This is a genomic window from Glutamicibacter sp. JC586, assembly GCF_009805585.1.
Lineage (GTDB): Bacteria > Actinomycetota > Actinomycetes > Actinomycetales > Micrococcaceae > Glutamicibacter.
This window is the reverse complement of the sequence record NZ_VHIN01000010.1, coordinates 346,350-367,614: the sequence shown is the minus strand read 5'-3', so window position 1 is coordinate 367,614 and position 21,265 is coordinate 346,350. Positions and strand designations below refer to the sequence as shown.

The 21,265-nt window shown below is 55.9% G+C and carries 18 protein-coding genes; 9 read left to right on the top strand and 9 right to left on the bottom strand.

Features of this window, described 5'->3' with window-relative positions:
• Positions 1-50 precede the first annotated feature (50 nt).
• Entirely contained in the window at positions 51-1,427 is a 1,377-nt protein-coding gene (locus FJV47_RS09625; RefSeq protein WP_159612373.1) for an MFS transporter, read from the top strand.
• 72 nt (positions 1,428-1,499) lie between these two features.
• Here the strand turns inward: FJV47_RS09625 and FJV47_RS09620 are convergent, their stop codons facing one another.
• From FJV47_RS09620 to FJV47_RS09610, 3 genes are all read right to left on the bottom strand, one after another.
• Positions 1,500-2,135, bottom strand: coding sequence for an ATP-binding cassette domain-containing protein (locus FJV47_RS09620; protein ID WP_159612371.1), 636 nt, complete (start codon positions 2,133-2,135; stop codon positions 1,500-1,502).
• On the bottom strand, positions 2,132-4,171 hold the full coding sequence (locus tag FJV47_RS09615) for a hypothetical protein (protein WP_159612369.1): 2,040 nt from the start codon (positions 4,169-4,171) through the stop codon (positions 2,132-2,134). Before FJV47_RS09615 ends, FJV47_RS09620 begins: the two co-directional genes overlap by 4 nt.
• 66 nt (positions 4,172-4,237) lie before the next feature.
• Positions 4,238-4,552: a hypothetical protein gene (locus FJV47_RS09610; protein ID WP_159612367.1), complete on the bottom strand. Its 315-nt coding sequence runs from the start codon at positions 4,550-4,552 to the stop codon at positions 4,238-4,240.
• A 385-nt stretch (positions 4,553-4,937) separates the two neighbouring features.
• Between FJV47_RS09610 and FJV47_RS09605 the strand changes: the two genes are divergently transcribed.
• The gene (locus FJV47_RS09605; RefSeq protein WP_159612365.1) at positions 4,938-5,477 is read left to right on the top strand and encodes a hypothetical protein; all 540 of its coding nucleotides are present in this window, start codon (positions 4,938-4,940) and stop codon (positions 5,475-5,477) included.
• On the opposite strand, the gene FJV47_RS09600 is transcribed toward FJV47_RS09605, so the two are convergent.
• Positions 5,452-6,375 carry a LysR family transcriptional regulator gene (locus tag FJV47_RS09600; protein ID WP_159612363.1) on the bottom strand — a complete coding sequence of 308 codons (924 nt, stop codon included), beginning with the start codon at positions 6,373-6,375 and terminating at the stop codon, positions 5,452-5,454. The two genes, FJV47_RS09605 and FJV47_RS09600, sit on opposite strands and share 26 nt — an antisense overlap.
• Positions 6,376-6,516: 141 nt before the next feature.
• Here FJV47_RS09600 and mmsB point away from each other — a divergent pair, with 141 nt between their 5' ends.
• The 5 genes from mmsB to FJV47_RS09575 all read left to right on the top strand — a co-directional run bounded on the left by mmsB (position 6,517) and on the right by FJV47_RS09575 (position 11,322).
• A complete protein-coding gene (gene mmsB, locus FJV47_RS09595) occupies positions 6,517-7,440 on the top strand; it encodes a 3-hydroxyisobutyrate dehydrogenase (protein ID WP_159613122.1) in 924 nt (307 codons plus the stop codon).
• 2 nt (positions 7,441-7,442) lie between these two features.
• Entirely contained in the window at positions 7,443-8,540 is a 1,098-nt protein-coding gene (locus FJV47_RS09590; protein ID WP_159612361.1) for an alcohol dehydrogenase catalytic domain-containing protein, read from the top strand.
• A gap of 16 nt (positions 8,541-8,556) precedes the next feature.
• A complete protein-coding gene (locus FJV47_RS09585) occupies positions 8,557-9,621 on the top strand; it encodes an ROK family transcriptional regulator (protein ID WP_159612359.1) in 1,065 nt (354 codons plus the stop codon).
• Positions 9,622-9,689: 68 nt separating this feature from the next.
• A complete protein-coding gene (ppgK, locus tag FJV47_RS09580; protein WP_159612357.1) occupies positions 9,690-10,493 on the top strand; it encodes a polyphosphate--glucose phosphotransferase in 804 nt (267 codons plus the stop codon).
• A gap of 13 nt (positions 10,494-10,506) precedes the next feature.
• Positions 10,507-11,322: an HAD family hydrolase gene (locus FJV47_RS09575; RefSeq protein WP_159612355.1), complete on the top strand. Its 816-nt coding sequence runs from the start codon at positions 10,507-10,509 to the stop codon at positions 11,320-11,322.
• A 47-nt stretch (positions 11,323-11,369) separates the two neighbouring features.
• On the opposite strand, the gene FJV47_RS09570 is transcribed toward FJV47_RS09575, so the two are convergent.
• Together FJV47_RS09570 and FJV47_RS09565 are read right to left on the bottom strand one after the other, a co-directional pair.
• A complete protein-coding gene (locus FJV47_RS09570; protein ID WP_159612353.1) occupies positions 11,370-11,681 on the bottom strand; it encodes a carboxymuconolactone decarboxylase family protein in 312 nt (103 codons plus the stop codon).
• A 9-nt stretch (positions 11,682-11,690) separates the two neighbouring features.
• Complete coding sequence (locus FJV47_RS09565; protein WP_159612351.1) at positions 11,691-12,548, bottom strand: aldo/keto reductase; 858 nt, start codon at positions 12,546-12,548, stop codon at positions 11,691-11,693.
• A 98-nt stretch (positions 12,549-12,646) separates the two neighbouring features.
• Between FJV47_RS09565 and FJV47_RS16470 the strand changes: the two genes are divergently transcribed.
• Together FJV47_RS16470 and FJV47_RS09555 are read left to right on the top strand one after the other, a co-directional pair.
• Positions 12,647-13,060, top strand: coding sequence for a hypothetical protein (locus FJV47_RS16470; RefSeq protein WP_200831984.1), 414 nt, complete (start codon positions 12,647-12,649; stop codon positions 13,058-13,060).
• Positions 13,061-13,320: 260 nt separating this feature from the next.
• Positions 13,321-16,029, top strand: coding sequence for an aminotransferase class I/II-fold pyridoxal phosphate-dependent enzyme (locus FJV47_RS09555; protein ID WP_159612349.1), 2,709 nt, complete (start codon positions 13,321-13,323; stop codon positions 16,027-16,029).
• A 477-nt stretch (positions 16,030-16,506) separates the two neighbouring features.
• On the opposite strand, the gene FJV47_RS09550 is transcribed toward FJV47_RS09555, so the two are convergent.
• The 3 genes from FJV47_RS09550 to FJV47_RS09540 all read right to left on the bottom strand — a co-directional run bounded on the left by FJV47_RS09550 (position 16,507) and on the right by FJV47_RS09540 (position 20,972).
• On the bottom strand, positions 16,507-17,736 hold the full coding sequence (locus FJV47_RS09550; protein WP_159612347.1) for a serine hydrolase: 1,230 nt from the start codon (positions 17,734-17,736) through the stop codon (positions 16,507-16,509).
• Positions 17,726-19,351, bottom strand: coding sequence for a biotin carboxylase (locus FJV47_RS09545; protein WP_159612345.1), 1,626 nt, complete (start codon positions 19,349-19,351; stop codon positions 17,726-17,728). The genes FJV47_RS09550 and FJV47_RS09545 overlap by 11 nt, the downstream gene beginning before the upstream one ends.
• 217 nt (positions 19,352-19,568) lie before the next feature.
• On the bottom strand, positions 19,569-20,972 hold the full coding sequence (locus FJV47_RS09540; RefSeq protein ID WP_159613120.1) for an NAD-dependent epimerase/dehydratase family protein: 1,404 nt from the start codon (positions 20,970-20,972) through the stop codon (positions 19,569-19,571).
• Positions 20,973-21,265: the final 293 nt, after the last annotated feature.

Below are 21,265 nucleotides of genomic sequence, written 5' to 3'. Positions count from 1 at the left end.
GTTGAGGTTAGTTCCAATGGGGTAACTAGCAAGGGCGGAAGGAACGCACTGTGGTCAGTGAAACGTCATCAAAATCTGAACGCAAGGGATTGCGCAGGGTCGTTGCGGCCTCCATGGCTGGCACCGTGGTTGAGTGGTACGAATTTTTCCTCTACGCCACCGCGGCAACCCTGGTGTTCAACAAGATCTTCTTCCCAGATAATGGCAACGACCTGGACAACATCATCAAGGCGTTCCTGACCTACGCGGTGGGCTTTATCGCCCGACCCATCGGTGGCATCGTCTTTGGCCACTTCGGCGACAAGTACGGACGCAAGCACTTGCTGCAGGTCGCCATCGTGTTGGTGGGTACCACCACCTTCCTGATGGGTTGCCTGCCGACCTTTGATGCCATTGGATATGCGGCTCCGATCCTGTTGATCGTGTTGCGCTTCTTGCAGGGCTTCGCGGTCGGCGGTGAATGGGGCGGTGCGGTGTTGTTGGTGGCCGAGCATGCGCCGAATAAGGAACGCGGCTTCTGGGCTTCCTGGCCGCAGGCCGCAGTGCCGGTCGGTAACCTGCTGGCCACGATCGTCCTGCTGGTGCTGTCCTCAACTCTGAGTGACGAAGCCTTCCTCGCGTGGGGCTGGCGCGTTGGCTTCTGGCTCTCCGTGGTCATCGTGATTGTTGGTTACTACATTCGCACCCGAGTCGCAGATGCTCCGATCTTCAAAGAAGCCAAGGCCGAACTGGAGCAGAATGCGGCCGCCGGATACGGTGTAGCCGAGGTCTTCAAGCGTTACCCGCGCGGTGTCTTCACCGCCATGGGCCTGCGCTTTGGGGAGAACATCATGTACTACATGGTCGTGACCTTCTCTATTACTTACATGGCCACTCAGCTGAAGATGGATACCTCCACGATCCTGGGGCTGATGCTCATCGCCCATGTCATTCACGCCATCTTGGTTCCAGTGGTGGGCCGATTCACCGATACTCGTGGACGTCGCCCGGTTTACGGCACCGGCGTCATCCTCATGGCCGTGTGGGGCGTCGTAGCCTTCCCGATGTTCAACACCGCTAACGACGCGATCATTTTGGCAACTATTGTGCTTGGCTTGGCGGTGCACGCCCTGATGTATGCCGGACAGCCAGCCATCATGGCTGAAATGTTCCCTACCCGCATGCGTTACTCGGGTGTCTCCCTGGGCTACCAGGTGACCTCGATCGTGGCCGGTTCCATGGCACCAATCATCGCCACCTGGCTGCTGAAGGTCTACGGATCTTGGGTTCCTGTCGCCGGTTACATCGTCTTTGCGGCGCTGGTGACCTTGGTGGCCGTCTACTTCATGCGTGAGACCAAGGGCGCCGACTTGGGAGCCATTGATGAGGCGGACCGCCTGGCCGTTGACGGCGAAGTTGAAGCGGCAAAGCACCTGAAGATGCAGTAACACGTTCCGATAGAACTAAGGGCTAGATCCACGTGGGATCTAGCCCTTAGTCATTAAAATTGCACGCAATCCTTATGTCAGTGAAATGACCTGACTACATGCGTCCACGACCTGTTTTGAGTGGGTAGCAATAATTACCGCTGCACCTTCTTGGGCAATGCGCTCCAGCTCGCCGAGCACCATCTGAGAATTCGTGGCGTCCAAGGCCCCGGTCGGTTCATCGGCAAGGATGATAGATGGCTTTTTGACGATGAGTCTGGCCAGAGCAACTCGTTGTTGTTCACCACCAGAAAGCGTGTAAACATGCTCTTTCCGGCGACCTGCCAAACCAACTCTGCGCAGCGCACCTTCGAAATCGGCTTTGGCGACCGCCCGTCTACCTTTGGCTGACACAGCGATTTCAAGATTTTCAGAAATGGTCGCGTTCTCGACTAGTGCATAGTTCTGAAACATGTACCCAAGAGTATCTCGACGAAACTTGCGCTGCGATTCGGAATTCATACGCGCAATTTTTTTGTTTTCGACGTAAATCTGCCCCTTATCGAGACGTTCTAAAAGTCCAATGCAATTGAGCAACGTAGACTTTCCTGAGCCAGAGGGACCAGTCAGGGCAGTCAACTGGCCGGACTCCACGTGGAACGACAGACCAGAGAACAGCTGGTGGTTATTGAATGATTTTGCTGCATTCTCAACGATAATATTGGTCATGCTGTTTCCTCACTGTGGGTACGGATCATTCTTTGCGTTCGGAGCTGGACCAGTCCAATAAGTAGAACGAGGTTAATCACCGCTACAACGGCAACTGCCAATGGATGCCACGTAGCGATTGCCAAAGCCATGTCATTCTCGGTTGCCGGTACATCGCCGCCCTTCGGCTGAATCAAGAGAATCAAGAACCTCACCAACGACCATGCGGTAACGACGGTAAAGATCAACAATTCGGCACGGACTAACCACCGATGAGTCGAATAGAAAGTCCAGCCATGGAGGTAACGAACAAGAATGGATTGAGCGTTGCCTTGGACGTGCATTTGAGCCAAACCTACGGCTGTTGCTAACAAGACGAACATGGCGATGAGGGAGCTGGCCGCGATGACTTTGAATTCGGATACGCGGTCACCATATTGGTCAGCGGCTGTCTGTGCCACCGGAACGTAAGCGGAAATCCACTTTCCCATGAACTGATTTGGGGTGTTCTCAACTGCTGTTTCGGAGTCTGTCATCAGCACGCGTCCGCTAGTGGCAAGGGCCAGATAGTCATCGTCCCGGATGAGTCCTGAATCGGCGCCAACTACGACAACTACCGGGTCTTGCATCCACTGTGGATACCTATTGCTTGAAACATTAGGCTCATAGAGGAAGTGATTCTGACCTTCGCTCAATCGGCCGAAACCGAGGTGATGGGTGGTCTCAGGGCTGGATGAGATCCCACTGAGGAAATTCTCTATTTCCTGTTGAGACACCGGGGAGTTTTCAGGAATGAAGGCGCGGACTTGAGATGGAGATACCTCGTCAAGTTTCTCGCCAACATCATTCAGGATCGGATTCGCTTTGAGGTACGAGTTGTTCACCAACAGTATATTCTTTGAACCGCGGAGTTGATCGCCGACTAAAGGAAAAGGCGCTACCAGCAACGTCCTTCCGGCCTTGTCCTCCTCTTTAAGCCAAGCCCCGGACTCGTATGACAATGATTCCATTTCCTCGGGAGGCATCAGACCCTCAAACACGATTTTTGCTGTGTTCCCAGCGTTGTCAAACTCGGCACGAGTAGTAGCCGCGTCTTGAACGGCAGTTGCTGCTGCGAAGCTGGATGCAATGAGCGAGACGGCTAGCAAAATTCCTGGGATTCTGATGAGGTATGCAGCCGGTACCGTTACGCGGAAACTGAGCCGTCCCTTCAGTCCTTCGAGAATGGAGGAGTTCCAAAGAATGAGCAGCACAACAAGATGAACTGCTATAGCAAAAGTGGCGGCAATGGCGAAAATGATCGAAGTTGTTTGTGCGAACCTGCCGAACTGATTGAGCCCGTTGTAGAAATACAGCGACATGATGCTGCCACAGCACAACGTAAGTATCGCGATGGCGGTGCCGGGAAACAAGCTCTTTATGGCCTGCCACATGATCGATTTTTTATCATGGCCGTGAAGCCGTTGGATGGCATAGCGCTTTATTTGAGAGATTGCGGATAACCCGGAGATGAGAGTAATCAAGAGCAGCGTCACCAAGGTGGGCGGGCCGGTTGGCCCTTGGGCCATGACCACGAATTCAGCTGTCGAGCCTGACGGATACTCAATGGTATATCCGAGTTTTTCAAACTCTTCGGTTACTTTGTGGTCCGCCTTGGCGTTCCCAAAAATGTAGTATTTACCTCTTGGATCTACACCGTTTAGATGACTAACTGAGTGAACATTGGATGTCCGATTACGGCTAAAATCAGGGAATCCGTCGGTAAGCCAACGAGCTTGCCTCGAATTCTCGTTTCCTACGACTACAAAAAGATTCCGAATATTCGTATCGTGCAGGTCTCTTACTTGCTTAACTATGACTGTCTCGGAAGAGTCGGCGATATTTTGCGCGACAGTTGGTAAGTCATCCCCACCCTCAGATGTTGCAGATCCGCTCACTAGAATCTGCGTAGATCCGTCGAGCATTGATTCGTCCATGATTGCCGTCGACATAAATCCGGCAAAAATGGCATATATTGCAGCAATTACAACTGCTAGGCGCAGGCCCGAGCTTTTCATCTATACGTACTCCTGAGCCGGAGCTGAGAATCGCAAATCTGCAACTCCCAGCTGGCATTTGATTAATTAGCAGTAACGGTAATAGGCGTGATGAAAGCCACCGGACGGCGAGTATATGGATTCTGAATACGCTCTTTTGTTTGGCAGAAGGCAGGGGGACTTGTTAGTTCCGCCAATGTCGCCAACTGCGGTGGACCCATGTTTTCTCTCAGTGTCGTCAAAGCTGGACCAGACGTATCGAGTATTCCAGCCAGGCGCGTCGACAGTGCCGTAGTTCCAAATCGGCGCCGCCTGAGCCGCGCCGACAGCCGGCACAAGCATTGCCATGGCGATGATGGTTGAAGCTAGACCTGAAACATATTTACTTCGGGTTTTACGCATAATATTTCCTTTTCAAAGGTACGAATGATGATGGATGGCATGTAATACCGAAATCAACGGTAATCAATATCAATTCGTTGTCCTAATTGTGACGCTGTTGGAGGGTAGAGATCCTTTTCACACGCATTTCGACGTAGATAATTTACGCTGTGTGTACTTACCTCGAATTCGAGGGCTTCGGCTTGAGCCTCTCGACGGGTAAGACAGGAGCAGAGAGCGAAGACTAGTCGATTGCCCATGAGGTTCACTTGCCGGCATCACAAATCGGATCAAATCGTCGCCACTTGTCATCCATGGGTTGCATCTGAGGGCGAATCCAGCGGAGCCTTCCGGGGGTGCGGGCGTAGACTCTTGGTCTGGGAAAAACTCGTCCAAGGAGAATTAGATGCAATCGTGTCGACTGTATATCGTCGGCGCCAGTGGTTCAGGGACGACCACCCTAGGGAGTGCAGTGGCAGATGCCTGGTCCGTGCCACATGCCGATTCAGACGACTACTTTTGGATCCCGACCAATCCTCCCTACACCCTAGTTCGGCCAGCTGCAGAACGTGTGGACCTGATGGAGAGCGTTTTTGCTCCCCGCCCGGCATGGGTCCTATCGGGCTCGGTCAACGGGTGGGGTGAAAAGATCTTGCAACTGTGCGACGCAGTGGTGTTCATGAGCTTAGAGGTTGGGCAGCGACGTCAAAGAGCCGAACAGCGTGAGTCTATTCGCCGCAACGGTGAAGCTATTGATAGTGAAGCATTTGAAGAGTTCATGCAATGGTCCCAAAGCTACGATGATCCACAATTCCATGGTCGTAGCAGGGCGAAGCATGAGGCGTGGTTGGCAACTTTAGACTGTCCAATTTTGAGGTTAGACAGCACGCAGAGTGTGCAGCACTTGCGTGATGCCGTACTTAGCTGGGAGCCTGAGAGCCAGTAGGGAAAATAAACCAATCCCCATTGGCCGCCGCATCGTTCAAGGCCCGAACGGTCGCCTGAACGGCCTTGTTGCGCAACGCTTCCTCGCGGCCCACCAACCAGTATTCAGAGACGTAGCTGAACTGATCGTGCAACACCGGAACCAGATTTGGGTAATGCTTGGAGAGGAAGACTGGTAGTAGCCCAAAGCCTGCATGATTCATCGTGGCAGCGTACTGCACGGCAATGCTGGTGGAGGAGATGGCTCGGTGCATGGGTGGTAGGTGACTGGTCGCTTCATCAAGTTTGTCCACGGTCAGCGCAGTATCGATGTAGTAGTTCAGGCTGTGACCCTCAAGATCCGAGAGCTGGCCAGGGGTGCCATGAGTCTGAAGATATTCAGCGGTGGCATACAGTCGCAATTCATAGTCCATGAGCTTAGTGGTGGACGCCTTACGTACATTGGGGCGCCCGATAACAATTTCCAAATCCATACCGGTGCGGGTCTGCCTGGCGCGGGTAGTTTCCGAGACAATCTCAAAAACCAGTTGTGGGTGCTTGGCCTGCAACTTCGCCAAGGTCGGGGCCGCTAGGTGGGCGCTAAAGGCATCCGGGGCCGCCAACCGGACGTGACCGGCGAGCGCAGGGGAGTCATCTTCGGTGCTGATCGCCGCCACCGCCTGTTCGATGGCTTCGGCGCTGGTCATGGCTCGTCGGCCGAGGTCTGTCAGTTCCCACCCGCTAGGGGTTTGGGTCAGTAGGTGGCCGCCCATGGCCTTTTGCAGTGCATCGATGCGCCGGGAAATCGTCGAGTGGTTTACCCCAAGTACGGAGGCTGCTGCGGTGTAACGCCCTAGTCGAGCGACGGTCAGTAGGGCGATGAGGGATTCGAGATGGCGGTAATCGATCTGACGTTCCATGGCACCAGTCTGCCATGTTCGGTGTGCGCCAGCGCACACTACCCCTGCGCAATTGTCCTGCCGTGAAGCATTGAGCGGGTCATGCGCCGCACCCTACGCTGGCCTGAAGGTAACTAATACTCAATGGCGAGGAACGGGATGATGAGCACGTACGCATGGATTGGCTTGGGCAATATGGGTGGTCCGATGACCGCCAACATCGTCGCTGCAGGGCATGAGGTCCGCGGTTTTGACCTCAGTGAGCAGGCCTGCGCCGAAGCGGCCAAGGGCGGCGTGCAGATTGTCTCCTCGGTAATTGAAGCCATCGAGGGTGCTGACGTGGTTTTCACGATGCTGCCTAAGGGGGCGCATGTGCGCTCGGTCTACGAAGGTGAGCAAGGCATTTGGGCTCACGCCACCAACCAGATGCTACTCATCGATTCCTCCACGGTGGACATTGAAACCTCCCGATACATCCATGAGGGTTCAGCCCAGCGTGGGCTGAGCTTTGTTGATGCCCCGGTCTCCGGCGGGATCTCCGGCGCGGCGTCCGGCACCCTGGCCTTCATGCTCGGCGGCGCAGAAGAGTTGATGGAGCGGGCCACCAACTACATCGCGCCAATGAGTGGTCGCACCATTGTTGCCGGAGCGGCAAGCATGGGCATTGCGGCGAAGATCTGCAATAACATGATGCTCTTTATCGACCTGATGGCCAGCGCCGAAGGATCACAGTTGGCTCATCAACTTGGACTAGATCCCGAGGTCTTCTGGGAGATTGCCTCGGTCTCCTCGGGACGGTCCTGGGCACAGCAGACCTGGTACCCGGTCCCAGACATTATTGATACGGCCGCCGCCAACAACAACTTTGCTGCGACCTTCCGCACCGATCTGGCCCGCAAGGATGTTGGGCTCGCCTTGGATGCCGGGCAGAGCACCGGGGTGCGCCTTCCGGCGGCAACCCTAGCGGCCGAACACTTTGATGAGCTGATTTCCCAAGGTCTGGGGGACAAGGACTGCTCATTGATCGTCAAGAACATTACACCCGACGGAACCGTGCGGGGTTGGAACCCCGAGCAGGGAAACTGAGCATGCGTCAGATTAGAGCCGCCGTACTTGAACAGCGCGAGAACCAACCGCCTTACGCCGAGCACCAGCCGCTTGCTCTGCGCACACTGCAGCTCGAAGAGCCCGGCGCCGGAGAAGTGCTGGTAAGGATTACCGCCGCCGGGCTGTGCCACTCTGACCTGTCGGTGATTGACGGTAACCGGCCGCGGCCGGTGCCGATGGTCCTGGGGCACGAATCGGCCGGCATCATCGAACAGGTAGGAGTTGGGGTTGAGCTCAGCGTGGGGCAACAGGTGATTTCGGTGTTCCTTCCACGCTGTGAGCAGTGCGGCGCCTGCGCCACCGGCGGCAAACTGCCATGCACTGCCGGGACCAAATCCAATACTGCCGGCACCCTGCTCACCGGCGCTCGCCGACTGGTGATGGACGGGCAGCCGGTCCATCACCATCTGGGAGTTTCGGCCTTCGCCGACTATGCGGTGATGGATGCTCGTTCGCTGGTACCCGTGGGTCAGGATGTGCCACCTGAAGTGGCAGCGGTACTGGGTTGTGCGGTGCTCACCGGTGGCGGTGCGCTTCGCAATGCGGCTAAGGCTACCGGTGCCGAAGATGTGGCGATCGTGGGCCTGGGCGGTGTGGGCATGGCTGCGCTCCTGGTGGCCGTCGGGCAACGCACCACGGGGAAAATTCTGGCCATTGACGCCAACCCTGAAAAGCTTGACACCGCGTTGGAACTGGGTGTCGATCAGGTGGCTACCCCCGATGACGTGGATGGGGTTGAGGTGCAGATCGTGATCGAAGCAGCCGGGCACCCGCGGGCCTTTGAGACCGCCCTAAAAGTCACCGGCGTGGGTGGAACCTTGGTGACGGTGGGACTTCCGGCCCCCGGAGCGATGAGCAGCATTGAACCTCTGGCACTGACCGCTGGGGCACGCACCATCATTGGAAGCTACATGGGCTCGGCGCTGCCGGCCACGGATATCCCTTACTACGAGGAATTGTGGCGGGCCGGCAAGCTGCCGGTGGAAAAATTGGTGCGCACCAGAAAATTGGAAGAGATCAACCAGGCCCTCGATGAACTGGCGCAGGGACGTTCGGTTCGCCAAGTCTTACTCCCATGACCAGTAAACTTGAGAGGTGACTGATTCGACCGCTGGCCCAAGGGCTCTGGCAACTTTGACCGACATTAGGGTGTTCGACTACCTGTGCGCCGCCCCGGCCACACGCACTCAGATTTCTGCGGACCTTGGCATCTCCAAACCCACCGCCTCGCAGGCGATCTCACGCTTGGAAGAAAACGGGCTTGCAGTGGCAGTGGAGAGACCGTCGGAAACCAAGCGCGGTCGCACCCCGGAACGTTATGCGCTGCGTGCCGAATTTGGTCACCTTATGGCACTGTGTCTGCAGGCCGAGTCCCTTCAGGTTCGAGTCTCCGATCTGGCAGGCAATATCCTTATTGACCAGTTCCACGATTTGACCGAGCACAGCACTGCGGCCGAGGTGGAAGTCATGGCGGCCGCCGAGATCACCCGGGTGGGTGCCGAACTTGGTTCGCCTCTGTTGGCCGCCGCGGTCTCACAGGCGGCGCCAGTGTTGCGTGATGAGGCCGAGCATGTTGTTCCCACGGTGATCTTCCCGGCCTCGGGTGCCAATCTGGCCGGTCTCTTTGCCGAGGATGTGCCGGTGGTTCTGGATAATGACGTGAACTGGATGGCGGTGGCTGAGGCCGAAAACCATGACGGCTCACTGATGATGCTCTACATCGGTTCTGGTTTGGGTGCCGGATTGGTGATCGATGGAAAACTGCATCGTGGTCGCCACGGCATGGCCGGCGAGTTGGAGAACCAGTTGCTGGGGGAGAAGAACCTGCGCGAGGTCCTCGGTGAGGCCGGCATGTTCCAGACTCGGGTGCTGTGGGAGAAATTGGAGCAGCGTAGCAACTGGCCTAAATTTTTTGGACCGCTTAGCCAGGTGATGGCCAATGTGGTGGGCTTTGTGGACCCGCAACAACTGGTGGTTGCTGGCCCGGCAGTGAGTGAAGAATTGTGCCAAGCCTTGGCTGACGAGGTTAATAATCGTCTAGTGGTTCCGGTGCAGGTGCACGCTTCGGTATTTGGTGCTCACGCGGCGGCGCATGGAGCCATTGCTGGGGCCCGGGAAATCGCTTTGGGTAATCTTTGGGAAAACTACCGCGAACGTTGACCAAACGGCGGAAGCTTTATATCGTAAAGAGTCCTTAAAATTTCTTTGCAACGTTGGGGAGAATCCTGATGGCAACATCTGCCGCACCAGCATCCACACCGCAGTTCGCTGCCATCGGCCTTGACATGGGCGGATCATCGATCAAGTACGCTCTAGTCACCACCGACGGGGAACTTGTCGAAAGTACCCTGAACAAGGCGATCACCCCAGAAGGCGCACATCCCGACGCCGTCGCCGAGGTCATGGCACAAATTATTCGTGACCTTCAAGAAGTCACCGGCGAAGACCTCGCGGGCCTGCCAGTCGGCGTTGCCGTTCCGGGCATCGTCATTGACGGCGTGGTGCACTCGGCAGCAAATATCGACAAGGCCTGGATCGGCCTGGATGCCACCGCCATGCTCAGCAAGGTGCTGGACCGCGAAGTTCACCTGCTCAACGACGCCGACGCCGCCGGTGTGGCCGAAGTGTATGCCGGCGCTGGCTCTAAAGACGGTGCTCCGATCAAGGGCAGCACCCTACTGCTGACCCTGGGCACCGGCATTGGCTCTGCCTTCTTCCGCGATGGTGTGCTGTTCCCGAACCTGGAATTTGGCCACCTGGAAATCGACGGCTTTGATGCCGAAAGCAAGGCCGCTGCCCGCGTCATGCGCGAAGAGAACCTGAGCTGGGATGAGTACATCGCCCGCTTGCAGCGCTACCTTTCCCACGTGGAATTCCTGTGCAGCCCAGACTTGATTGTGATTGGTGGCGCAATCTCCGAGGACCACGAGCATTTCTTGCCTAAGCTGGACTTGCGAGCAAAACTCGTACCCGCAGCATTCAACAACGCCGCCGGGGTGTTGGGCGCCGCGCAACGCGCCATGCATCCATAGACCTAAGGAATATATGCACACCATTGACCCGAACGCCCAGATCAAGCTCGTTGCCGTTGACATGGACGGCACCTTTTTGGACGGTAACGGTCAAATCCCGGACGAAGCCTGGGGTGTGATTGACCAACTGCAGGCCCGAGGCATCAAATTTGTTCCTGCCTCGGGACGACAGTTCGTCACCCTGCGCGAACAGTTCGCCGCGCTGGGAGAAATCGCGATCATCGCCGAAAACGGCACCGTCGTGATGGACGGAGAAGAAGAAATCTACTCCAACGTCATCGACCCCGCCGCGGTGAAAACGGTCATTGAAGCGGTACGCGAGCACCAAGACCTGGACGCCGGGCTGGTGATCTGCGGGCGACGCACCGCCTATGTGGAACGCAACGACGAAAAGTTCATGCAGGCCGTCGCCCCGTACTACCGTGCAGTGAAGTTTGTTGAGGACCTGTCCGAGGTCCAAGGCGACATCATCAAGATGGCAGTCAACGTGGGCACCGGCCAGGTCCAAGACATGGCCGATGCGCTGGAGGTTCCACTGCAGGTGGTCGTCTCGGGCACTCATTGGGTGGATGCCATGAACCACGGAGTTCATAAGGGCCTGGCCTTAGGTGCCCTGCAGAAGGAACTGGGCATCACCGATGATCAAACCGTGGTCTTCGGTGATTACCCGAACGATCTGGAAATGATCAAGGCTGCCACCTACTCTTTCGCCATGGCCAATGCCCACCCTGAAGTAGCTGCAGCAGCAAACTTCACCGCGCCCGCCAATACCGAACACGGTGTGCTGCAGGTGCTACGCGCTTACCTCGAGGGTCGCAGCCAGCTCTAAGTAATTGCCCTCCATGTTCGGCCAAAGCCAAGCATGGAGGGCAAATTCTATTCAGCGTAAACGTCTTTGGCGATGCGCAAGGCGCCCCAAGCTTTAGGCCAACCGGAATAGAATGCCGCGTGGGTAATCACTTCCGCGGTGACCGAATTAGCCTTGGCCCGACGAATGTGGTGTTCCAACGAGCTGTCCAGACTACCGGTGGACAACAAAGCGGTGACGGTAACGATGCTTCGATCGCGCGCGGAGAGCTGCGCGGCGCGGCTCCAAACCTCGCCAAAGAGAACATCATCATTCAGCGCGGCAAATTTTGGTGCAAATTCACCCATAGCATCGCGTCCTGCAGTGACTTTTTCTGTCATGTCTAATCCTTACTTACCGCTGTAAACCGGGAACGCGATGGATTTTCCGTAGTCACGCACATTGAGGTTCTGCAGCGATTGCATATCGTGGTCGGAAATTTCAAAGTCCAGTTCGGAGTTCGCCTTCATATGCTCCGGGTTCGCTGTCTTGGGTAAGGACACCGTACCGAGCTGAAGGGTGTATTTGATGCACAGCTGGGGGACGCTGACGCCATACTTGTGGGCCATTTCAGTGATCTCCGCGTTGCCGAGAATTTCACCGTGGCCCATGGGGGAGTAAGCCTGAATCAGGATGTCCTGCTGTTTGCAGTAGTCAAGCAATTCAGTGGGAGTGTTTCCGGCGTGCAACAGGATCTGATTAACCTGGGGCGCTATCTCAGCCTTGCCGATCAAGTTTTCTATGTCCTTTTCAAGGAAGTTCGAGACCCCAATAGAACGGATCTTCCCTGAACGATAGGCCACTTCTAGCGCGTTCCACGCGGCGAGATTCCCTTCGGCATTATCGCCGTCACGGAACTGATCCCAGGGCTGCGGCGCATGAATCAGGAACAGGTCAACGTAGTCCAATCCGAGCTTTTCCAGCGACTCATCGATGGCGGCTACCGCTTGGTCGTAGTCTTTGATTTCTGCGGCGAGCTTGGTCGAAACGAAGAGCTCCTCGCGGGCTACACCGCTGCGTCGCAGACCTTCTCCGACTCCTCGCTCATTGCCGTAGGCCTGTGCGGTATCGATGTTGCGGTAGCCGAGTCCTATGGCGGCACTCACCGCTGCCGGGGCTGCGGCGTCGTCAATGAACCAGGTGCCAAGACCAAGCTTGGGGATCTGAACTTCGTTTAACAGTGAATAGGTGTCGGTCAGTGCGCTCAAGCTTGTTCTCCCTCGTTGTGTAGTGCACGGTAAGCCTCGTCGGTGACCGGCTCCAGCCACTCATTGCGAACGCTATCTCCTGGGGTGATGTAGGCGAGGTGGCTGAACCACGCATCGGCTTTGGCACCATGCCAATGCTTGGTTCCGGCGGGAACCCGAATTACTCTCCCAGGTTCCATGCTGATTGGCTCTTGGCCTTCGGCTTGGTACCAGCCGGATCCGGCGGTGCAGATCAAGATCTGGTCGCCACTTCCGTTGGCACCGTGGTGGATATGCTAGTTGTTCCGGCAACCGGGCTCAAAGCTGACGTTGTTCAATGGCACACTGCCATCGGCAAGTGGAGCCAGGTAGCTTTGCCCAGTGAAATATTGCGTGTAGGCATCGTTTGGTTTACCCAGTGCAAAGGGCTGATCAGAGTTCTTGTTCATCTTTTTACTCTAGGCATTGCCACATTGTTTTGGGGAGGTTCTGCTGGTACCCCTATGAACACCACCCCGGTACGATGCAGTTAGCTGAAGGTGGCCCACAACAATAGTGCTTTAGTTGGTCATGGTCAGTTCACCGAAGCGTGGAGAAGATTTTGCCTGCGGGCACCGGTGAAGTAAATGCCAGATGAATCTTTGGGTGAGTAGCGATTTTTCTGCGTAACAAGCCAATAATTCGAATCTCTACTTACCGGTAGTGACATACTCTCGCCCTGCTGGGTGCGAAAAGATCACTCGGCGGGTTAACAACCAGTTAACCGTGCAGGGTGAAAGGAATACCGGCAACCGTGAGCAAGAGGTTGACCTCAGGGAAGAATCAGGCCGTTGCAACACCAGAAAGTGCATGGCGTAAACGCAAAGACGCGTGGGAGCACCTCGGATATGTACTGAGCGAAATCGCCTCGGAACATCACGATGAACCGGGCCGTAAGGAACATGAACTTGAAGCCGGCCGCTTGCTGGGGCTACTAGCTTCCATCGAGCCGTATTGGGCCAACCCCGGTGTTGACTACTTGAACGACGTAGTGGAGCTGATGTCCAACGGCCATTATGCCGATGCGATGCAATTGGTTTATCAAGCCAATCAGTCGTTCAGGACCATTACTCAATACGTCGACATGGATGGTCACGATCAACCTCAGAGTGAGGGTGAAGATCCAGCTGGTGGCATCAAGCCCTATGTGCCGATGGTCGAGATCTTACTGCTGGATAATGGCCCCGCCGATGAGATAGCTAAATTTACCGAGGAACTAGCCGCCCAACGGGGGCGCACTGATCCGTTCCACTACAACTTTATTGTGGTGCCCAGCGTCGAAGATGCCTTGGCAGCTGTCGTAATCAATCCCAGCATTCAGGGCGTGGTGCTCACTGCCCGCTTTGAACTGGCGACCCGGCGCCGACTGTCTTCCACGCTTCACAAGTTCATCACGAACCGCACGGCCGGCTACTTCGAATCCACTCGACAGATTCAGCGACTGTTGGATCTTGAAGAGATCCTCGATACCTTACATCCGCAGTTGCCGGTTTATCTGATGGCCGGCGTGGCTCTAGAATCCATTGCCCACGAGATCACCGGACGCTTCCGGCGTATCTTTTCGCGCAACGACGGCATGGACCTGCACCTGTCCATCATTGCCGAGGTCATCGAGCGGTACCACACCCCGTTCTTTGCCGCCCTGCAGAAGTATGCCAAGCGTCCTGGCGGTGTCTTCCACGCGATGCCGATTTCCCGCGCCGGATCGGTGCAAAATTCACCGTGGGCCCGAGACCTGGTGGACTTCTACGGCAAGAACCTATTGTTGGCAGAAACCTCAGCCACCTCCGGCGGTCTAGATTCCCTACTCGATCCACAAAGCTCCATCAAAAAAGCCCACGAGCTTGCGGCCCGTGCCTTTGGCAGTCACCGAACCTACTTCGTCACCAACGGAACTTCGACGGCCAATAAAATCGTGCACCAGTCGATCCTGGCCCCTGGAGATATCGTGTTGGTGGACCGCAACTGCCACAAGTCTCATCACTATTCATTGGTGCTGGCCGGCGCCCATGTCAGCTACCTTGAAGCCTATCCGCTGAACGAACATTCGATGTATGGTGCGGTGCCGCTGCGCGAGATCAAAGCGCGACTGCTGCAACTACGCCGTGAAGGTCTGCTGCACAAGGTCAAGATGATCACGCTGACCAACTGTACTTTTGACGGGATCATCTATGACCCCCGCAGGGTCATGGAAGAATGCCTCGCGATCAAACCAGATCTGGTTTTCTTGTGGGATGAAGCATGGTTCGCTTTTGCGGGGTTCCATCCGGTCTACCGGCAACGCACCGCTATGAGCGTGGCCTCCCGGTTGGAAGCACAGATGGAAACGCAGGAGTATCAACAGCGCTTCGCTCAGCAGGTTCAGCAACTACCAGAGCCGGGGACTATCGATGCGCCGCAGAATGATGAACTGTGGCTGAATACGCGACTGATCCCAGATCCTGGGCTGGTTAGACTGCGCGTTTACTCGACGCAGTCCACGCACAAGACGCTGACGTCCTTGCGCCAAGGCTCCATGATTCACGTCTTTGATCAGGACTTTGCGATGCGTAACCGCAATGCCTTCCGTGAAGCGTACATGACCCACACCTCGACCTCGCCTAATTATCAGATCCTGGCTTCTCTTGATATTGGGCGTCGTCAAGCGGAATTGGAAGGCTATGCGCTGGTCCAACGTCAGGTGGATTTGGCGCAGTCTATTTGCCGGGCCATGACTCGTAACGCGTTATTGGGCAAATACTTCCGGATTCTAGATTCCAAAGATCTGATCCCAGACGAATACCGGTGCTCCACCAGCGCGACACCGGTACGCGACGGATTGGCCGCCTGGGATGAAGCCTGGGGCAACGACGAGTTTGTGGTGGATCCGTCACGGTTGACCTTGGATATTAGCCGGACCGGCGTGGATGGGGATACCTTCAAACACCAGTACCTGATGGACGGGCACTCAATTCAGGTTAATAAGACCAGCCGTACGTCAGTGCTGCTCATGACCAATATCGGAACTACGCGTTCTGCCGTGGCGCACCTGATTGAAGTGCTGGTGAAAATCGCCGAAGAGTTGGAACGTAAGATACGACTGGAAGGCCAGCTCCCAGCACTGAACACTAGTGACGATGAGAACTCGGTCTGTCTGCCTGACTTCAGTTCTTTCGCCCCGGAATTTGATACCGGCGGGGGCAGCGGGGACGTACGCAAGGCCTACTACCTGACCTACCAAGACCCGGCAACGCACTTCTTGTCCTCGGCCCAGATTCGCGAACGAATTGCAGCAGGCGAACAGATTGTCTCGGCGCTCTTTGTCACTCCTTACCCGCCAGGTTTCCCGGTATTGGTCCCCGGACAGGTGGTTACCTTGAACATCTTGGATTACATGGACCGGCTAGATACTCGTGAGATTCACGGGTATCACCAGGCTCTGGGATATCAGGTGTTCACCGGCGAGACATTGGCAGGTGCGTAGGACCGAGGTTATGCCCGAATGCGGGAGATGAGGAGCAGATAGAAAAGAAGGACCCCTCTCGGGTCCTTCCATAAATCATTCGTCTGGTGGGGAGGCCGAAGCCCACGAATCCAACACAGCTCGTTGGTAATACTTTATTCTGGTTGCGTGACCGAGCAATTCTGCCGTCGCACGGCGCGACACGACGTCCGTTTGTGGAGTCAACAGATCTCGCGAGTTCTGCCCAACACTGCGGGTACGTCCGTGAACGAGGCTCGGAATCGAGTTCGAAACGATTTGAAAGAAATCCGGTTACCGAGAAATCGAATCGCACATCATGAACTAATTTCATTGCGCTCCACGGAAGTAGCAGCATGGGTCAAAACGTTTGAAACCTATAGCCAGCTACCCAGACCCTAAACACTCGTACACCTGTAGTACGGTGGTTGTTCACCATATCTAGCAATGCGTGTCGAACTTGCTGGCCTATGCTGACCGTTATTGTTTAGATGCCAAATAACCGGAAACCGCTTCAAAGGCCCTAATCGTCGGGAAGAGTTTCGAAGCATCCTGCGGCAACGGCCAGCTGGAGAGCTTAACCGCAACCAGTTTCGTGGCAGGATCCATATAGATCATTTGCCCGTGAATGCCCAGAGCGACGGCGGCGTTGGTGGCAGGATTCGGGAACCAGATCTGGTTGCGGTACCTGCCGCCAGGCATCAGGTTGTCGCTCGGCGATTGCGCAAAAGCTTGTTGCTGTAGCGGATCAACGGTAAAGGTATCAGCTAGCCAGTTTTCGGAGACCACCTGTTTTCCAGTTAAGGCTCGACCGCCGTTGACGTAAATATGTCCAAAGCGCGCTAGGTCTCGCAAAGTGGCGTTCAATCCACCATCAAACATGCCGGTACCGAATTGATCTACGCCCATTACCAGATCCTGTTGGGCGCCAATCTTTGACCACACATGATCCGAGAGCAACTCTTGCAATGGTGCTCCGCCAGCAGATTCAATCACCCAACCCAAGACGTCGGTTTCGCAGGACCGATACTCGAATGCTCCACCGTGTGCTGACTTGGCTTGCAACGTCCTGAGGAACTCATACATGCCAATTGGGCCAACCCGGCCGTGGGGCGGAGCCCAACCGATGGCCTCTTCAAGCAGGCGGACTTCAGCGTCCGGATCAAGGTACTCCTCGGAGAACTTGATCCCTGAGCGCATATCCAGGATGTCGCGTACCCGTGCCCCGGCGTAACCGCTGGTGGCAAGGGCAGGAACATAGGCGGTGACTTCTTGCTCTGGATCGATGACTCCTGCGTCAATGAGCACTCCGGCGAGGGTTCCCACCAAGGTTTTGCTCACCGACATCAGCAGATGGTCGGTCAGCGAGGTCATGGTGTTGTAGTACTTCTCCCAGAGAATACGCCCATTGTGCATGATGAGCACCGCGTCAGTATTAGTCGCATGCATGACGCCGCGGACGGTGAGGGCAGGGTCGGTAAAATTCGCCTTGGCGACCTCTAGTTTGCCCAACTTTTCTTCGGCGAGGTGCAGCTTCACGATGGGACCGTCCCCACGTGAGACCTTCACCGTCGGGTGAATGCGAGCAATGTTCTGGAAAGAACGCTTGACGTTCTGTGGGTACTGCCAGTTAGCGATATTCAGTTCGTTGCCGCTGCCCGGCGAGGTTTCAGCCGGCTGATGCGCGGCGTCGGTAGCCTCAGTCGCCATGTTCGGCGGTGGGAACATCAATGCCCTTGTACTGGGAACGGATGGAAGCGATGAAGTGCTTGGCGTCGATGCTGAGCTTGGTCTTCTTCTTGCCTTCGTACTGCAGTTTGGCCTTGGTGACCAGGACCCCAAGGTCGGCCCCTTTCCAACGGTAATCTTCTACCCCGTAGATACGCAGGAAGAATGCTTCTTTATGAGATTGCAACTGGTGCCAGTCCAGCGCCGAACGGGAGAACTGCAGCTTGCCACGCGAATCGAGGAAGTAGTTACCCGTGCGCGGCGCGTGGGTAATGTACTGAAGAATGTCATCGGTTTCCTTGATGATCATGTGGCTCCAAACATCAGCCCCACTCATCTGTTCCCAGCGTTCGTTGATCTCATCAACATCGAGGTCAAACTCTACGTCGAGGAACTCCAAGAGGTGGAAGAGGAACAAAGGAACATCAGCGTAGGCTCCGGCGGTGACGTTAGTAATGGCACTGGCCCCGGAAATGCGCGGGTTCAGCTCACCGAGGTATACGTCATCCGTGTCGGTATCGACCAGAACATCAACTTCGAAGAACCCGCGGTAGCCGGCCTGCTGCAGGCCATTGCCAACCTTCCGTACTAGGTCGATGGTGCGTGAACGTTGAGAATCGGTGAGAACGTCGGGGTGCATTTCGTTGCCACACCAGCCACCCTTGTAAGGAGTGAGCTCCTTGTAGCCGGCCAACTCGGTCAGGATCGGGCCAACCACGGTGCCGCATGCGGTGAGCACTGCTTCGACGGCTACCGGCTGGTTGTTGATCCGCTTCATGATCTTCAGCTCTTCGCCGATGATGTTCTTGGAGTATTGCTTCCACTGTGCCTTGGAATCAATGAAGAAGGTAGTTTTCCCCGAATCGCCGTACGGAGTTTGCACCACCAGGTCATCACCTAGTTCGGCTTCTTCGGCCAGCTGAATTAGCTCCTCATAGCTTGAAGCCTTGCCCAGAATATTTGGAACCGATGGGGCTCCAGCTGCATTACCGAGCTTGGTGGTGACAATTTTTGAATCGAGTTCTTCACGTAAAGAAGAGGGTGGCAGGATCAGGTCGTAGCCTAGCTCTTCGCAGATCGCTTCGGTTTCTTCGTCAAAGAAGACCATGGCGATCTTTGGACGTTCTGCCCCAGGGGTGCACTGCGAGTCGATGTATTCGCGAACTTCAGGATTTTCCAGTAACCAATTGTTGATCTCTTCAGCGCTTTGGAATTCTATGTACGGTTTTTCATCAGGAGTGAAGACATGGGGGTGGTTTCCATCCCAACCGTCGTAGTAGGTGATGTAGCTGAACTTGCGCACCCAGCGATCTAAGCCTAGAAGGTTGACCGGGGTGGCCCCGATAAAGAAGATAGGGGTCCTATTGGTTCGGAAGAAATGGCGCACCTCGCTCATGTTCTTCAGCTTGCGTTCAAAGGGAAGAACTTTTGAGATTTGATCTTCGCGCAGTTCTTCGTTGTAGGCGGCGTCGACGGCGACATTGGCGCTGAGCTGGTCAGTCGCGGTACGCGCCTTGTGCCGAAGCTTGTCCAAATCGCTGGGCTTGGGCATTCGGGGACGTGAAGCCAGTGAGTGGGCTTCAAGAAGATCTGCCATGATGCGTTGCTGTCCTTTGAAACTGTCTGAGGAAGGATCGTGTGCAAGGCACACTGGGTGACAGTTTCATGCTCGGTTCTGTTCGTGAGCAGTAGAGACTATTGGAATGAACGCGTGGTGAACATTCTCATCGTTCTTTCAGCATCCGCCTGCGACTAGGCGGAAGCTGAAAGGACGGGTAGGTAGAATGCAGAAAATGACTGATTATTTCAGCAAGTTAGCCCGATATCGTTGTAGCGAAATCAGTGTCGTGGAATTCGAATCCTGCCTTTGAGAGCACTTCACTGGTGACTTTGCGGCCGGTCAGGGCAACTCGGGCGTTCGAGCCCATCACTGCGGCACCAATTTTTGGTAGTACTGAGCCGGTGGGGATCCCTGGCAAACCGGTCACCGAACGCAGAGCAGCCATGACTTCTTTGTTGCGCAGGGGAGTGGGGCAGGTGGCGTGAACTAGGCCGGCAGGGATGTGTGGGGTTTCGAATCCGAGCATGCAACGAATGACGTGTAGCCAATCTTGTAAGCCAATCCAGCTGAACCATTGTTGTCCATCACCCATCGGACCGCCCAGACCGGTATTAACCAGCATGTTCAGTGGGCCAAGTAGTGGGGCATCGGGGTGCATCACCAAGGAGGTACGTAGCACGTAACGCTGTTCCGCGTTCACCTTTGCTTCGTCAAAGGCTTGTTCCCACGCGGAGGCGACGCCAGTCATTTCTGGCAGGGCACGACGATCGGTGGGTAGTGGGCTGGACTCGGTAAAGTCAGCTTCCCCTCCGTCACCGAAAATGGCGGTGGTGCTGGCTTGGATCCACGTGGCCAACTGTGGCGCTGCTGCCGCGGCGTGGGCCAACGTTTGGGTGGAAGTCACCCGCGAGTCGGTGAGGGCGGCAATATTGGACGGGGTGTTGCGCTTGTCGACTCGTTCGCCGGCCAAGTTGATCAGGTGTACCGGATAATCGCTGCGTAGAACGCTGGTCCAGGGACCTTGGTGCACACCGTCCCAGATGAACTGCTCGGCAGGGAAGTCTTCCTCGGCGTTGCGCGTCAGCACCGCTACGGTGATGCCGCGGCAGGTCAGATCGGCAGCGAGGTTCCTCCCCAAGAAACCTCGTCCTCCAGAAATCACGACCCGCGCATCACGCTTACGGTGAGCAGTTGGCGCGATGATCTTATACAGTCGCGCTGCAGCAACAGCGAAGTCTTGGCACAGGGTATTGGCCACGGTGAATTTGAAGGCGGTGGTGCCCGGACCCGAGAGTTCAACGGTGAAGTGGAGCAGTGCTCCGCCCTCGTGCTCATCAACCTGCCAGCGCAGAATCATTGAGCCACCGGGCTGGGGCTGGGTGAACTCCACCATGCGTGTTTGATGGTTGCGCCGGGTGATAGAACCCGACGGTGCGGTACTGCGGTGCAGGGGTCCGAAGAGCTTACCCGGAGCGAGCAGATCAACTCTGGTACCTACTCCGCGTTGGTCATCGTGGACCACAAATCCGTCGAAGCTCTTCATCCATTCGCCGGTCTGTGACAGGTTGCCGACGATGGAATAGACGGCTTTGGGATCGGCGGCTAGGAACTGCGTTTCGGTGCGCTGCCAGTGGGTGAATTTATTCTGGGTGCTCATCGTTATAGTTCCTTCCAGCTCGGGAGTTCGGGCATAGCTCAAGGCTACTGTGCTCGCCTTAGAACGGCATGAGCGACATCAACGCCGGGCGCGAAATATGGTGGGTAATAGTGCGATCAATGCAGTCACCTCAACTGTCGTTATGAACTGCATCGTATGACAGGCTAAAAGCGCTGATGGCGGATAGCTCGACTATTGCCTCTGCAGCCGACAGATGTTCGGCTGCGATACCTAATAATTTCTGGTCCCACGAACTTGTTAGTCGGGACTCGTTGCAATTGACCGTTAGAGAG

What these genes read in the sequence shown, in the direction of transcription:
- FJV47_RS09620 (WP_159612371.1), bottom strand. Translation starts at nt 2,135, where the DNA reads ATGACCAATATTATCGTTGAGAATGCAGCAAAATCATTCAATAACCAC.
- FJV47_RS09615 (WP_159612369.1), bottom strand. Translation starts at nt 4,171, where the DNA reads ATGAAAAGCTCGGGCCTGCGCCTAGCAGTTGTAATTGCTGCAATATAT.
- FJV47_RS09610 (WP_159612367.1), bottom strand. Translation starts at nt 4,552, where the DNA reads ATGCGTAAAACCCGAAGTAAATATGTTTCAGGTCTAGCTTCAACCATC.
- FJV47_RS09605 (WP_159612365.1), top strand. Translation starts at nt 4,938, where the DNA reads ATGCAATCGTGTCGACTGTATATCGTCGGCGCCAGTGGTTCAGGGACG.
- FJV47_RS09600 (WP_159612363.1), bottom strand. Translation starts at nt 6,375, where the DNA reads ATGGAACGTCAGATCGATTACCGCCATCTCGAATCCCTCATCGCCCTA.
- mmsB (WP_159613122.1), top strand. Translation starts at nt 6,517, where the DNA reads ATGAGCACGTACGCATGGATTGGCTTGGGCAATATGGGTGGTCCGATG.
- FJV47_RS09590 (WP_159612361.1), top strand. Translation starts at nt 7,443, where the DNA reads ATGCGTCAGATTAGAGCCGCCGTACTTGAACAGCGCGAGAACCAACCG.
- ppgK (WP_159612357.1), top strand. Translation starts at nt 9,690, where the DNA reads ATGGCAACATCTGCCGCACCAGCATCCACACCGCAGTTCGCTGCCATC.
- FJV47_RS09575 (WP_159612355.1), top strand. Translation starts at nt 10,507, where the DNA reads ATGCACACCATTGACCCGAACGCCCAGATCAAGCTCGTTGCCGTTGAC.
- FJV47_RS09570 (WP_159612353.1), bottom strand. Translation starts at nt 11,681, where the DNA reads ATGACAGAAAAAGTCACTGCAGGACGCGATGCTATGGGTGAATTTGCA.
- FJV47_RS09550 (WP_159612347.1), bottom strand. Translation starts at nt 17,736, where the DNA reads ATGGCGACTGAGGCTACCGACGCCGCGCATCAGCCGGCTGAAACCTCG.
- FJV47_RS09545 (WP_159612345.1), bottom strand. Translation starts at nt 19,351, where the DNA reads ATGGCAGATCTTCTTGAAGCCCACTCACTGGCTTCACGTCCCCGAATG.
- FJV47_RS09540 (WP_159613120.1), bottom strand. Translation starts at nt 20,972, where the DNA reads ATGAGCACCCAGAATAAATTCACCCACTGGCAGCGCACCGAAACGCAG.